This is a genomic window from Streptomyces sp. NPDC033131, from assembly GCF_055578365.1.
On record NZ_JBVIPA010000067.1, the window covers coordinates 16922 to 29775 of the forward strand.

Annotated in this window: 15 protein-coding genes; 10 read left to right on the forward strand and 5 right to left on the reverse strand. The window is 70.6% G+C overall.

Features of this window, described 5'->3' with window-relative positions; all coding sequences use genetic code 11:
- Window positions 1–99 precede the first annotated feature (99 nt).
- From leuC to ACZ5XS_RS42755, 4 genes are all read left to right on the forward strand, one after another.
- The gene (leuC, locus tag ACZ5XS_RS42740; RefSeq protein ID WP_468660783.1) at window positions 100–1530 is read left to right on the forward strand and encodes a 3-isopropylmalate dehydratase large subunit; all 1431 of its coding nucleotides are present in this window, start codon (window positions 100–102) and stop codon (window positions 1528–1530) included.
- A gap of 5 nt (window positions 1531–1535) precedes the next feature.
- Complete coding sequence (gene leuD, locus ACZ5XS_RS42745) at window positions 1536–2129, forward strand: 3-isopropylmalate dehydratase small subunit (RefSeq protein WP_468660785.1); 594 nt, start codon at window positions 1536–1538, stop codon at window positions 2127–2129.
- 277 nt (window positions 2130–2406) lie between these two features.
- Window positions 2407–2637, forward strand: a complete 231-nt coding sequence (locus ACZ5XS_RS42750) for an SCO5555 family protein (RefSeq protein ID WP_468660787.1) — start codon at window positions 2407–2409, stop codon at window positions 2635–2637.
- 137 nt (window positions 2638–2774) lie between these two features.
- A complete protein-coding gene (locus ACZ5XS_RS42755; RefSeq protein WP_468660788.1) occupies window positions 2775–3425 on the forward strand; it encodes an HU family DNA-binding protein in 651 nt (216 codons plus the stop codon).
- Between the two features lie 71 nt (window positions 3426–3496).
- Here the strand turns inward: ACZ5XS_RS42755 and ACZ5XS_RS42760 are convergent, their stop codons facing one another.
- Together ACZ5XS_RS42760 and cofC are read right to left on the reverse strand one after the other, a co-directional pair.
- A complete protein-coding gene (locus tag ACZ5XS_RS42760; RefSeq protein WP_040906068.1) occupies window positions 3497–3700 on the reverse strand; it encodes a hypothetical protein in 204 nt (67 codons plus the stop codon).
- A gap of 9 nt (window positions 3701–3709) precedes the next feature.
- On the reverse strand, window positions 3710–4348 hold the full coding sequence (gene cofC / locus ACZ5XS_RS42765; protein WP_468660790.1) for a 2-phospho-L-lactate guanylyltransferase: 639 nt from the start codon (window positions 4346–4348) through the stop codon (window positions 3710–3712).
- A 154-nt stretch (window positions 4349–4502) separates the two neighbouring features.
- On the opposite strand from cofC, the gene ACZ5XS_RS42770 reads away from it, so the two are divergent.
- From ACZ5XS_RS42770 to ACZ5XS_RS42780, 3 genes are read left to right on the forward strand one after another with little or no spacing between them, the layout of a single operon-like run.
- Window positions 4503–5279 (forward strand): lysophospholipid acyltransferase family protein, encoded by a 777-nt coding sequence (locus ACZ5XS_RS42770; RefSeq protein WP_468660792.1) that lies wholly within the window; start codon window positions 4503–4505, stop codon window positions 5277–5279.
- Window positions 5276–6286, forward strand: coding sequence for an NAD(P)H-dependent glycerol-3-phosphate dehydrogenase (locus ACZ5XS_RS42775; RefSeq protein ID WP_468660794.1), 1011 nt, complete (start codon window positions 5276–5278; stop codon window positions 6284–6286). The genes ACZ5XS_RS42770 and ACZ5XS_RS42775 overlap by 4 nt, the downstream gene beginning before the upstream one ends.
- Before the next feature lie 58 nt (window positions 6287–6344).
- Window positions 6345–7502 (forward strand): D-alanine--D-alanine ligase family protein, encoded by a 1158-nt coding sequence (locus tag ACZ5XS_RS42780; RefSeq protein ID WP_468660796.1) that lies wholly within the window; start codon window positions 6345–6347, stop codon window positions 7500–7502.
- Between the two features lie 9 nt (window positions 7503–7511).
- Here the strand turns inward: ACZ5XS_RS42780 and ACZ5XS_RS42785 are convergent, their stop codons facing one another.
- Together ACZ5XS_RS42785 and ACZ5XS_RS42790 are read right to left on the reverse strand one after the other, a co-directional pair.
- Window positions 7512–8021, reverse strand: a complete 510-nt coding sequence (locus tag ACZ5XS_RS42785; RefSeq protein WP_468660798.1) for a DUF3515 domain-containing protein — start codon at window positions 8019–8021, stop codon at window positions 7512–7514.
- A gap of 20 nt (window positions 8022–8041) precedes the next feature.
- Window positions 8042–8275: an Lrp/AsnC family transcriptional regulator gene (locus ACZ5XS_RS42790; protein WP_468101675.1), complete on the reverse strand. Its 234-nt coding sequence runs from the start codon at window positions 8273–8275 to the stop codon at window positions 8042–8044.
- 206 nt (window positions 8276–8481) lie between these two features.
- Between ACZ5XS_RS42790 and ACZ5XS_RS42795 the strand changes: the two genes are divergently transcribed.
- Complete coding sequence (locus tag ACZ5XS_RS42795) at window positions 8482–9447, forward strand: thiamine-phosphate kinase (RefSeq protein ID WP_468660800.1); 966 nt, start codon at window positions 8482–8484, stop codon at window positions 9445–9447.
- Complete coding sequence (gene thiD, locus ACZ5XS_RS42800) at window positions 9444–10247, forward strand: bifunctional hydroxymethylpyrimidine kinase/phosphomethylpyrimidine kinase (protein WP_468660802.1); 804 nt, start codon at window positions 9444–9446, stop codon at window positions 10245–10247. Before ACZ5XS_RS42795 ends, thiD begins: the two co-directional genes overlap by 4 nt.
- 109 nt (window positions 10248–10356) lie before the next feature.
- Here the strand turns inward: thiD and rpmB are convergent, their stop codons facing one another.
- The gene (gene rpmB / locus ACZ5XS_RS42805; protein ID WP_217234690.1) at window positions 10357–10542 is read right to left on the reverse strand and encodes a 50S ribosomal protein L28; all 186 of its coding nucleotides are present in this window, start codon (window positions 10540–10542) and stop codon (window positions 10357–10359) included.
- A 255-nt stretch (window positions 10543–10797) separates the two neighbouring features.
- Between rpmB and ACZ5XS_RS42810 the strand changes: the two genes are divergently transcribed.
- Window positions 10798–12534: a DAK2 domain-containing protein gene (locus tag ACZ5XS_RS42810; RefSeq protein ID WP_468660804.1), complete on the forward strand. Its 1737-nt coding sequence runs from the start codon at window positions 10798–10800 to the stop codon at window positions 12532–12534.
- Window positions 12535–12854: the final 320 nt, after the last annotated feature.

The window sequence follows — 12854 nt, forward strand, 5'->3', positions numbered from 1 at the left end:
ACGGGTCCGGCGGCGGACGCCCGGGAACAGGGGTGCGGGCGCCGCATCCTCAAGATCTCTAGTTGGGCCGGGGCACCTTTTCCGGCCGGAGGGAAAGCGATGGGTAGGACACTCGCGGAGAAGGTCTGGGACGACCACGTCGTCCGGCGCGCCGAGGGCGAGCCCGACCTCCTCTTCATCGATCTGCACCTGCTGCACGAGGTGACCAGCCCGCAGGCCTTCGACGGCCTCCGCAAGACCGGTCGCCAGGTGCGCCGCCTCGATCTGACCATCGCGACCGAGGACCACAACACCCCGACCCTCGACATCGACAAGCCCATCGCCGACCCGGTGTCCCGGATCCAGCTGGAGACGCTGCGCAAGAACTGCGCCGACTTCGGTGTCCGGCTGCACCCGCTGGGCGACGTCGAGCAGGGTGTCGTGCACGTCGTCGGCCCGCAGCTGGGCCTGACCCAGCCCGGCATGACGGTCGTCTGCGGCGACTCCCACACCTCCACGCACGGCGCCTTCGGCGGTCTGGCGTTCGGCATCGGCACCTCCCAGGTCGAGCACGTGCTGGCCACCCAGACGCTGCCCATGGCCCGCCCGAAGACCATGGCCATCACCGTCAACGGCGACCTGCCCGACGGCGTCACCGCCAAGGACCTGATCCTGACGATCATCGCCAAGATCGGTACGGGCGGCGGCCAGGGCTACGTCCTGGAGTACCGCGGCTCCGCCATCGAGCAGCTCTCGATGGAAGCCCGCATGACCATCTGCAACATGTCGATCGAGGCCGGCGCCCGCGCGGGCATGATCGCCCCCGACGAGACCACCTTCGCGTACCTCGAGGGCCGTCCGCACGCCCCCAAGGGCGAGGACTGGGACGCCGCCGTCGCGTACTGGAAGACGCTCAGGACCGACGACGACGCCGAGTTCGACGCCGAGGTCGTGATCGAGGCCGCCGAGCTGGCGCCGTTCGTCACCTGGGGTACCAACCCCGGCCAGGGCGCGCCGCTTTCGGCGCAGGTCCCCGATCCTGCTTCGTACGAAGACGCTTCGGAGCGCCACGCCGCCGAAAGGGCCCTGGAGTACATGGGGTTGGAGGCCGGGCAGCCGCTGCGCTCCATCAAGGTGGACACCGTCTTCGTAGGCTCGTGCACCAACGGCCGCATCGAGGATCTGCGCGCCGCCGCCGAGCTCGTGAAGGGCCGCAAAGTCGCCGACGGCGTACGGATGCTGGTCGTCCCGGGCTCCGCGCGGGTCGGTCTGCAGGCCGTCTCCGAGGGTCTGGACGTCGTCTTCAAGGACGCCGGCGCCGAGTGGCGGCACGCGGGCTGCTCGATGTGTCTGGGCATGAACCCCGACCAGCTGGCCCCCGGTGAGCGCTCCGCGTCCACCTCCAACCGCAACTTCGAGGGACGGCAGGGCAAGGGCGGTCGTACGCACCTGGTGTCGCCGCAGGTCGCAGCCGCGACGGCGGTCCTGGGCCACCTGGCCTCGCCGGCCGACCTGTCCGACGCCGAGACCCGTACGCCCGCTGGAGTCTGAGAGTCATGGAAGCATTCACCACGCACACCGGCCGGGCCGTCCCGCTGCGGCGCAGCAACGTCGACACCGACCAGATCATCCCTGCTCACTGGCTCAAGAAGGTGACCCGGGACGGCTTCGAGGACGGGCTGTTCGAGGCCTGGCGCAAGGACCCGTCCTTCATCCTCAACCAGCCCGAGCGCAAGGGCGCGACCGTCCTGGTCGCCGGCCCCGACTTCGGCACCGGCTCCTCCCGTGAGCACGCCGTGTGGGCGCTGCAGAACTTCGGCTTCAAGGCCGTCATCTCCTCCCGCTTCGCGGACATCTTCCGCGGCAACTCGCTCAAGAACGGCCTGCTCACGGTGGTTCTGGAGCAGAAGATCGTGAACGCGCTGCAGGAGCTCACGGAGAAGGACGCGACTGCTGAGGTCACTGTGGACCTTGAGGCTCGTGAGGTACGCGCCGAGGGCATCACCGCCGCCTTCGAGCTCGACGAGAACGCCCGTTGGCGGCTGCTGAACGGGCTGGACGACATCTCCATCACCCTGCAGAACGAGCCCCACATCGCCGCGTACGAGGCCAAGCGTCCGTCGTACAAGCCGAGGACGCTCCAGATCTGACCCGAGCGGACGCCCCAGGCGACCGAACAGGTCGAGTTTCGGCCACCGCGACACCCCCGCCGTACCCCCGATCGGCCCGATCGGGGGTACAGCCATGTCTGCACCCGAACGGCCCTGCGCTGCGCGATCGCGCTTGTCAACTTCCCACGTTAGGACGGTTGTTGCCGGGGTACGCGATCGTTGTGACCGCGGCTCCGACAGGCGCCCGGGAGGCCGTTCGAGGCGGCAGTTGCACCCTGAGCAGGCGACAACTCGCCCCAGATGGCACAATCTGTGCATGGAACACGACGGCCAACTCGAGCTCTATGCGGCAGTCGCGGACCAACTCAAGGAAGCGCACACAAGAGTGCGCGCACTGCAAGTCCCGGAGGGCGTACGGATGGCGCTGACCCGGAAGCTGCTGGTCATTACGGCCGCGGCCAAGCACGATCTCGCCGATGCGACAAGGCGTCTGGAGCGGTTCGTGGCGGACCTCGACGCGGGTCGAATCCCCGAAGAGGAACGCTGAACGAGTCCAGGACAGTCGAGTTCGTTGCGGCGCACGGGTGATAAGCCCGTTTCGTGTTTGATTTGCGGTATATATCTGCCTAACGTGCGAAAAAGCTTGAACACTTTCGTTCTGGCAATGTCTCCGAAGGGGAAGACGTGAACAAGGCGCAGCTCGTAGAAACGATTGCCGACAAGATGGGCGGCCGTCAGCAGGCCGCCGACGCTGTCGACGCGGTCCTGGACGCCGTCGTCCGTGCGGTTGTCGCAGGTGAAAGGGTTTCGGTCACCGGTTTCGGCTCCTTCGAGAAGGTCGACCGTCCCGCCCGTTACGCCCGCAATCCCCAGACCGGCGAGCGGGTTCGGGTCAAGAAGACCTCCGTTCCGCGCTTCCGTGCGGGCCAGGGTTTCAAGGACCTGGTGAGCGGCTCGAAGAAGCTCCCGAAGAACGACGTCGCCGTCAAGAAGGCCCCCAAGGGCAGCCTGACCGGCGGTGCTTCCGCGACGGTCAAGAAGGCCGCCGCGAAGAAGGCCACCACCAGGACCACCGCCGCGAAGAAGACCACGGCCACGGCCAAGAAGGCGCCCGCCAAGAAGACGACGGCCACCGCGAAGAAGACCACGGCGAAGAAGGCGCCCGCCAAGAAGACCTCGGCGACCGCCGGCACCACCGCCGCGAAGAAGACCACCGCCAAGAAGGCGACGGCCAAGAGCGCTCCGGCGAAGAAGGCGACGGCCAAGAAGGCCCCCGCCAAGAAGTCGGCCTCCCGCACCACCACCGCCAAGAAGGCCACCGCCCGCAAGAGGTAAGGGCACAGGGGCACTCACACGCCGGGCCGGACTCCCCGCGGAGCCCGGCCCGCGGCGTGTCCACCGGGGGTTCAGAAGGTGTGGAGCGTCACCAGGGTGATCCGGCGGGCCTCGCCCTCGCCCTCCGTCTCGACGCGCACCCGCTGCCCGGGCCGCAGCAGTCTGAGCCCGCCCGCGTCGAACGCCGGCGCGTCGAAAGGCACCGGGGTGCCGTCGTCGAGGAGCACCTGCCCGCTGCGGCTGTCGGGGTCGTACGTGTATGCGGTCGCCTGCATGGCGGCAGCCTACTGCCCGGGGATCAACAGCCGCGCGGCCGCCGCGGCCGTCCGTGGCCCCACTCCCAGGGCGAGCGCGGCGCGCAGGTCGTCGCCGGTGTCCACGTCCTGTCGTACGGAATCCACCGCGTCGAGCGTGATTTCCGCGGCGCCGGACGCACGATGACGGGCTCGGGAATCGGTGCCGAAGGCGGGCCGCAATTCCTCGCCCTCGCGCGCCGTCAGCAGAGTGGTGCCGATTGCGGCGGCGTCCGGGAGAAAAGCGCGCGGGAATTCCGCCGCCGCGTCCAGGACCCGGGCCAATTCCAGCGGACGCAGCGCCGGAAGATCGGCGTTAAGGGCCGCCACGGCACTTTCGGGGCGGGCGGCGCGTACGAGGGCCGCCGCGTGCGCCAGAGCGGCGTTCAGGCCGCCGCGCGGCTCGTCGGCGACGATATGGGCGCCCAGTGATCCGAGCTCACGGCCGGCCAGGGCGTCGTCCGTGACGACTGCCACATCCTTCACCGCGGGGCAGGCCAGCGCCGCCGCCACGGTGTCCTGGGCGAAGGCGAGCGCCAGGCCCGGGCGCAGCCCGTCGGAGGCGGTGTCCGCGAGCCTGCTCTTCGCCCGCGCCAGAGGTTTCACGGGTATGACCAAGGTCCACTGCACGAGCGTTTCGCACCTCTCTTGTCGCGGCCATTGTCACTCAGCCGTCACCAGGACCATCTGGCGGTCGCGGAGCCGGGGCGTACGGTGTTCTCGACAGACCGGCGGCCTGGGGCGACACTTGTGCGGCCCCCAGGCCCTAGAGGAAGGTGTCCGCGTGCCCCGCCGCAGAATCGGGTTCTGGTACCGCTTCGCAGCGGTCCTGTGCAAACCGCCGCTGGTGGTTCTGATCAAGCGGCACTGGCGCGGAATGGAGCACATTCCGGTCGAGGGCGGATTTATCACCGCGGTGAACCACAATTCGCACATTGATCCCTTCGCTTACGGGCACTTCCAGTACAACACCGGCCGTGTTCCGAGATTCCTGGCGAAGAGCGACCTTTTCCGTAAGGGATTCGTCGGTGCCGCGATGCGCGGCACCGGACAGATCCCCGTCTACCGCGAGAGTACGGACGCGCTCAGCGCTTTCCGCGCCGCGATCGACGCCGTGGAGCGCGGCGAGTGCGTCGCCTTCTACCCCGAGGGCACCCTCACCCGCGACCCCAACGGCTGGCCCATGACCGGCAAGACCGGTGCCGCGCGGGTCGCCCTGCAGACCAAGTGCCCGGTGATTCCGGTCGCCCAGTGGGGCGCCAACGAGGTGCTGCCGCCGTACGCCAAGAGGTTCGAACTGTTTCCGCGCAAGACCCACCGCGTGCTCGCGGGCCCGCCCGTCGACCTGGCGCGCTTCTACGACAGGGAGATGACCCCGGAGCTCCTGAAGGACGCGACCGAGGTCATCATGGCCGCCATCACCCGCCAGCTGGAGGAGGTCCGCGGCGAGAAGGCGCCCGCGAGGCCCTACGACCCGCGCCACGAGCGGATCGAGCAGCGGCGCCGCACCCGGGCGCAGACGCAGCGCAAGGTCGGACAGGAAGAAGGGCAGGGCACGTGAGCAAGTCCGTCAAGGCGGCCGTCTTCGGAACCGGATCATGGGGCACCGCCTTCGGTACGGTGCTGGCCGACGCGGGATGCGAGGTGACCCTGTGGGGGCGCCGCACCGACCTCGCGGAAGCGGTCAACTCCACGCGTACGAACCCCGACTACCTCCCCGGCGTCGAACTCCCGGAGAACCTGCGCGCGACGACGGACGCCGCCGAGGCCGCCCGCGACGCCGACTTCACCGTCCTCGCGATCCCCTCGCAGACGCTGCGCGCCAACCTCGCCGAATGGACGCCGCTGCTGGCCCCCGACACCGTCCTGGTGTCGCTCATGAAGGGCGTCGAACTCGGGTCCGCCATGCGGATGAGCGAGGTGATCGAGGACGTCGCCAAGGTGGGGCAGAACCGCATCGCCGTGGTCACCGGCCCCAACCTCGCGCGGGAGATCGCCGCCCGGATGCCGGCCGCGTCCGTGGTCGCGTGCACCGACGAGGCGGTCGCCCAGCGGCTCCAGGCCGTCTGCCACACGCCGTACTTCCGCCCGTACACCAACACCGACGTCGTCGGCTGTGAACTGGGCGGCGCGGTCAAGAACGTGATCGGCCTCGCCGTCGGCATCGCGGACGGCATGGGTCTGGGCGACAACGCCAAGGGGTCCCTGATCACGCGCGGGCTCGCCGAGACCACCCGCCTCGGCCTCTCCATGGGCGCCGAACCGCTGACGTTCTCGGGACTCGCCGGGCTCGGCGACCTGGTGGCGACCTGCTCCTCGCCGCTGTCCCGCAACCACACCTTCGGCACCAACCTCGGCAAGGGCATGACCCTCCAGGAGACCATCGCGGTCACCAGGCAGACCGCCGAGGGCGTCAAGTCCTGCGAGTCCGTGCTGGATCTGGCCCGCCGGCACGGCGTCGACATGCCCATCACCGAGACGGTCGTGGGAATCGTCCACGAGGGCAAGCCCCCGGTGGTCGCCCTCAAGGAGCTGATGTCGCGCAGCGCGAAGCCGGAACGACGCTGAGCCACCCGCGGGGCGGACACTGTCTCGGGGCACTACCACCGGGTACCCTCAACGCGATATGAGCACCGAGAACCTCCCCCAGAACCCTGAGCAGCCGCCTCGCAAGCCGCGCGTGGCCGTCGTGTTCGGCGGGCGCAGCTCCGAACACGGGATCTCCACGGTCACCGCCGGCGCCGTCCTGCGGGCCATCGACCGGACCAAGTACGACGTCCTGCCGATCGGCATCACCCGGGAGGGCCGGTGGGTGCTCACCGCCGACGAACCGGAACGCATGGCGATCACCGAGCGCCGTACGCCCGACGTCGCGGCACTGGCCGAGTCCAGCGAGGGCGGCGTGGTGCTCCCGGTCGACCCCGCGAACCGCGAAGTCGTCTACAGCGAGCCCGGATCGGTGCCCAAGGCCCTCGGCGAGGTCGACGTCGTCTTCCCGGTGCTGCACGGCCCGTACGGCGAGGACGGCACCCTCCAGGGCCTCCTGGAGCTCTCCGGGGTGCCGTACGTGGGTTCCGGCGTGCTCGCCTCGGCCGTCGGCCAGGACAAGGAGTACATGAAGCGGGTGTTCACCTCCTTCGGGCTCAAGGTCGGCCCGTACGTGGTGATCCGGCCGCGTGAGTGGGAGCGCGACGAGTCCGGCGCCCGCAGGAAGATCGTCGACCTGGCCGGCGAGCACGGCTGGCCGCTCTTCGTGAAGCCCGCGCGCGCGGGCTCGTCGATCGGCATCACCAAGGTCGACGACCCGTCCGGTCTCGACGAGGCGATCGCCGAGGCCCAGCGGCACGACCCGAAGATCCTCGTGGAGGCGGCGCTGCGCGGCCGCGAGATCGAGTGCGGGGTGCTGGAGTTCGAGGACGGCCCCCGTGCCAGCGTGCCCTCGGAGATCCCGCCGCCGGACACGCACGCGTACTACGACTTCGAGGCGAAGTACATCGACTCGACGCCCGGCATCGTGCCCGCGCCGCTGAACGCCGAGGAGACGGCCGAGGTGCAGCGGCTCGCGGTGGAGGCGTTCGAGGCCGCCTCCTGCGAGGGACTGGTACGCGCGGACTTCTTCCTCACCGAGGACGGCGAGTTCGTGATCAACGAGATCAACACGATGCCCGGCATGACGCCGATCTCGATGTACCCGCAGATGTGGCAGGCGTCCGGGATCAGCTACCCGGAGCTGGTGGACCGGCTGGTGCAGGCGGCGCTGCGGCGGTCGACCGGCCTGCGCTGAGCCCTTCGGCTAGCCGGCGATCCCTTCGGGGACCGCCTTCTTGACGGCCGGGGCGAGGTCGACCAGCACTCCCGTGCTGTCCTGCCCCTTCGGCACCGTCACCTCGACGTACGCACTGCGATTGGCGGTGGTGAAGCGGTACGCTCCGTCGTCCTGCTTCTCCATCAGCCAGTCGACGCCGTTCACACCGCCGGCGACCGCGTCCGGGTCGCCGCCTTCGGCCACCTTGGGGTCGATCATCTTGGGCGGTCGCACGACACCGCAGCGCAGTATGATCGCCGGGCTTCCCCAGCCCGCCGTCAGTGCGGACGCGGGCTCGGGATCCTCACGGCCCAGACCGTCCAGCTTCGTCGGCAGCGCCTTGTCCAGGTTCTGGCACAGCTTCATGACCTTCGCACCCGGACTGGGAACCGCCGCCGACGCGCTGTCGTCTGCTGAGGAGCAGCCCGCGACCGTGATCAGCACGGCAAGCGCGGGCGGCCCGATGAGGATGCGGCACCGGTGACGGAAGAAGTTCACCGGCCAAGGGTAGACGGGGGCTACAGATGGACGACCGGGCAGGTCAGGGTGCGGGTGATGCCGTCCACCTGCTGGACCTTCGCGACCACCAAGCGACCGAGGTCGTCGACCGTGTCCGCTTGGGCGCGCACGATCACGTCGTACGGTCCTGTCACGTCCTCGGCCTGGATGACCCCAGGAATCTTGCTGATCATGTCGGCGACGGTCGACGCTTTGCCGACCTCCGTCTGGATCAGGATGTACGCCTGTACCACGGAACCTCCAGGGCGGCCACGAGGATCATGTGGGGAAAAGGAACGCCACGGTATCGCGTCGCCGCGCGCCGCGGGGAGACCCGCGGCGACCAGGGCTCGCGCGCCGGGGTGCAGGCACGACAGAAGTTGACGGTCACCTCGACCGTATCGAGGACACTGGTGACGCGCGACCGGGCTCGGACAGGTACAGAAGGGGCGTAAGGGCAATGAAGGGCACTGTTGGTGAGCTCGGTGAGTTCGGGCTCATCAGGGAGCTCACCTCCCGTCTCACCACCACCCCGGCGGTCCGGGTCGGCCCCGGCGACGACGCCGCGGTGGTGGCCGCGCCCGACCGCAGGGTCGTGGCGAGCACCGACATCCTCCTCGAGGGGCGGCACTTCCGGCGCGACTGGTCCACGGCCTACGACGTCGGCCGCAAGGCCGCCGCGCAGAACCTCGCGGACATCGCCGCCATGGGCGCCGTACCGACCGCGCTGCTGCTCGGCCTGGTCGTTCCGGCCGAACTCCCGGTGGCCTGGGCGGTCGAGCTGATGGACGGCCTGCGCGACGAGTGTCAGGTCGCGGGGGCGTCCGTGGTCGGGGGGGACGTCGTACGCGGCGACACGATCATGGTGTCGATCACCGCGCTCGGCGATCTGCGCAACAACGAGCCCGTCACGCGGGGCGGCGCGCAGCCCGGCGACCTCGTCGCGGTGACCGGCTGGCTCGGCTGGTCCGCGGCCGGGTTCGCGGTGCTGTCCCGCGGGTTCCGCTCGCCGCGCGCCTTCGTGGAGGCACACCGGCGCCCCGAGCCGCCCTACCACGCGGGACCGGCCGCCGCCGGGCTCGGCGCGACCGCGATGTGCGACGTGAGCGACGGGCTGATCGCCGACCTCGGGCACATCGCCGAGGCCAGCAAGGTCCGTATCGACGTCCGCTCCGGCGCGATCGACATCCCCTCCCAGATGAACGACATCGGGCAGGCCGTCGGCGTCGACCCCATGCAGTGGGTGCTCACCGGGGGAGAGGACCACGCCATCGTCGCGACCTTCCCGCCGGACGTGAAGCTGCCGGCCCGCTGGAAGATCATCGGCGAGGTCCTCAACCCCTCGGCGCTGCCCCAGGTGACGGTGGACGGGGCGCCGTGGACCAAGAAGGGCGGCTGGGACCACTTCGGGGACATCGAGTCATGAGCGCGCCGCCGCGGGTTCTCACGGTCGCGGGCTCCGACTCCGGCGGCGGCGCGGGCATCCAGGCCGACCTGAAGACGATGCTGGCGCTCGGCGTGCACGGCATGAGCGTCATCACGGCCGTCACCGCGCAGAACTCCCTCGGCGTGCAGGGCGCCTGGGAGCTGCCCGTGGAGGCCGTGCGGGCCCAGTACCGCAGCGTGGTCGACGACATCGGCGTACAGGCGGTCAAGACCGGGATGCTGGCCTCCGCGGAACTCGTCGAGGCGGTCGCCGAATTGATCGGCGGGACCGGCGCACCGGTCGTCGTGGACCCCGTGGGCGTCTCCAAGCACGGCGACCCGCTGCTCGCCGCCTCCGCCCTGGACGCCGTACGGACCAAGCTGCTGCCGGTCGCGACCGTGGCGACGCCCAACCTCGACGAGGTGGCGCAGCTCACGGGTGTGCGGGTCGAGTCGGAGTCCCTGATGCGGGAAGCCGCCGCGGCCGTGCTCTCGTACGGCCCGCGATGGGTGCTCATCAAGGGCGGTCATCTGGCCGGTGACGCCGTGGACCTGCTCACCGACGGCTCCGAGGAGCACTGGCTGCGGGCGCCGAGGTACGACAACCGGCACACGCACGGCACGGGCTGCACGCTCGCGTCGGCGACCGCGTCTCAGCTCGCGAAGGGGCAGTCGGTGCCGGAGGCGGTGGCGGCTGCCAAGGAGTACGTCACCGGGGCGATCGCGGCCGGATTCGCGCTCGGCGCGGGGATCGGCCCTGTGGACCACGGGTGGCGGTTCCGGGTGGGCGGCGGCGCGTAAACGCTTGCGCGAGGGCTTGCAGGCCGGCTTGGACGTGCAAAAAGCCGGTCCACACGAGGTGGACCGGCTCTGTGCAGTGAACCAGCAGTAGCCGCGCGCTTACTGTGCGTCAGCGCGAGACCTTGCCGGCCTTGATGCACGAGGTGCAAGCGTTCAGGCGCTTCGGCGTCCCGCCGACCACAGTACGCACGCGCTGGATGTTCGGGTTCCAGCGACGGGACGTACGGCGGTGCGAGTGCGAGATGCTGTTGCCGAAGCCCGGCCCCTTGCCGCAGACGTCGCAGTTGGCAGCCACGGGTCACTCCAAAGACTTCAGATGCACTTACGGTGGATCCCGGCATGCCGGGATCGAGATCGCAGGATCAGAGATCTGAGTGGCGCTGCCAGGGGGATGGCCCGATGTCATCGGGCAACCGGAGCAGCATACAACGACTGCGCCAGTAGAACGAAACTACCATGGCTGCTCAGGGCCTCGCTCCAGGCCCTCTTCCGGTGAACACCACCCCGAGGTCTACGCTGCGTCCCAGGCCGGCAGCTCAGGGAGGCGCAGGTGGCGCAGGTGCCGCAGACATTCTTCGATGCTCTCGCGGTACGCACCTGGTGCGCTCTCGCGCTCCGGGCGCTGGGGCGGGCGCGCGAGGAGATCGACGCCATCAACGTCTACCCCGTGGCGGACGGGGACACCGGCACGAACCTGTACCTGACCGTGGAGTCCGCCTCGACCGCGGTCGAGGCGGTGTTCGCGGGGTACGAGGCCGCCGCCGAAGGGCCGTCCCTGGCGGACGCCACGCGCGCGATGGCGCACGGCGCTCTCATAGGGGCACGGGGAAACTCCGGGACGATCCTCGCGCAGCTGTTCCGCGGCATGGCCCAGGTGCTCGCCGCCGATCATGACACCGCTCACACCGATGGGGCGGGGCTGCGGCTGGCCCTGAGGCATGCCGCCGACTCCGCCCGCAAGGCGGTGGCCCATCCCGTCGAGGGCACGGTGCTGTCCGTCGCCTCAGCCGCGGCTGACGCGGCCGAGGAGGCGGAGGGCGACTGCGGGACCGTCGCGCGGGCGGCCTACGAGGGGGCGTGCGCGGCACTGGCCGCGACCCCCGCGCAACTGGCCGTGCTGGAGCGGGCCGGGGTGGTCGATGCCGGCGGGCGGGGGCTGGTGGCGGTCCTCGGGGCGCTGGTCGAGACGTTCACGGGGGAGACGCCGCGGGAGGTGGCGTTGTCGGCGCCGCTCGCGCGCGTGGACGACGGGCTCGCCGGAGGGCAGCACGCGCGTGCGGCTGACGCAGGTACCCCCGAGGACACCCTTGCCGCCGCTCTCGCCACCGACTGCGCGGACAGTCCCGCCGACCCGGAGCACGGCGGGCCCGCCTTCGAGGTGATCTACCTCCTGGAGGCCGACGACGCGGCCGTCGAGCGGCTGCGGGAGCGGCTGGACACCCTCGGGGACTCGCTCGTCGTCGTCGGCGGCGACGGGCTGTGGAACGTCCATGTGCACGTCGACGACGCGGGCGCCGCCGTGGAGGCGGGCGTCGAGGCCGGGCGGCCGTACCGGATCCGGATCACGCACTTCGCGCTCGGCGACGTGCACACCACCGGCGCCGAGCGGCCGCCCCGGGAGCGCGCCCAGCGCGCCGTCGTGGCCGTCGTGCCCGGCGAGGGCCTGGCCGGGCTCTACACCGAGGCGGGCGCCACGACCGTGCTCGCGCGGCCCGGGGAGCCGCCCGCGAGCGGGGAACTCGTCGAGGCCGTACGGCGGGCCCACGCGCGCGAGGTGGTGCTGCTGCCCAATGACGCGGACCTGCGCCACACCGCGGCCGCGGCCGCCGAGCAGGCCCGCACGGAGGGCATCCGGGTGGCCCTCATCCCGACGCGCTCCGCGGTCCAGGGCATCGCCGCGCTCGCCGTGCACGCGCCGGACCGCCGCTTCGACGAGGACGTCGTGACGATGACCTCGGCGGCGGGGGCCACCCGGTACGCCGAAGTCGTCGTCGCGGAACGCCAGTCGTGGACCATGGCCGGCATCTGCCAGGCCGGCGACGTCCTCGGCCTGATCGACGGCGACGTGGCCGTCATCGGGCAGGACGTCACCGTCACCGCCGAAACGGTTCTCGACCGGATGCTCGCGGCCGGCGGCGAACTGGTCACCCTCGTCCTGGGCAACGAGGCTCCCGAGCCGATCGCCGAACACCTCGAAGCACGCGTACGGGAGGCGTACATGGCCGTCGACACGGTGGTGTACCGGGGCGGGCGGCAGGGAGCCGTGCTCCTCATCGGGGTCGAGTAGCGGCCCTGGGCCGGGCGCCCCTAGGACCTGTCCGGCCGATCGAGTCGCAGGGAAGCGACGGTGCGACATGAGTGCCTGTGAGCGGGGTGTGGTGTGTGCAGCTGCAAGGCGGAGGAGGGCGTCGACGCGATGGGGGTGCCCCCGCTCGAGCGAAGTCGGGAGTGGGGGAGTTGGCAACCGACGACAACGCGGCAGATGCGCGTGCCACACCCCGCGTCTGCGGCATGATCGGCCGGACAGGTCCTAGTGTCCTGCGCCAGAGATCCGTCGGCAGAAGCGGGCGAGGGAATCGAGGATCTCTTCGGCGGTCTTGGTCCAGA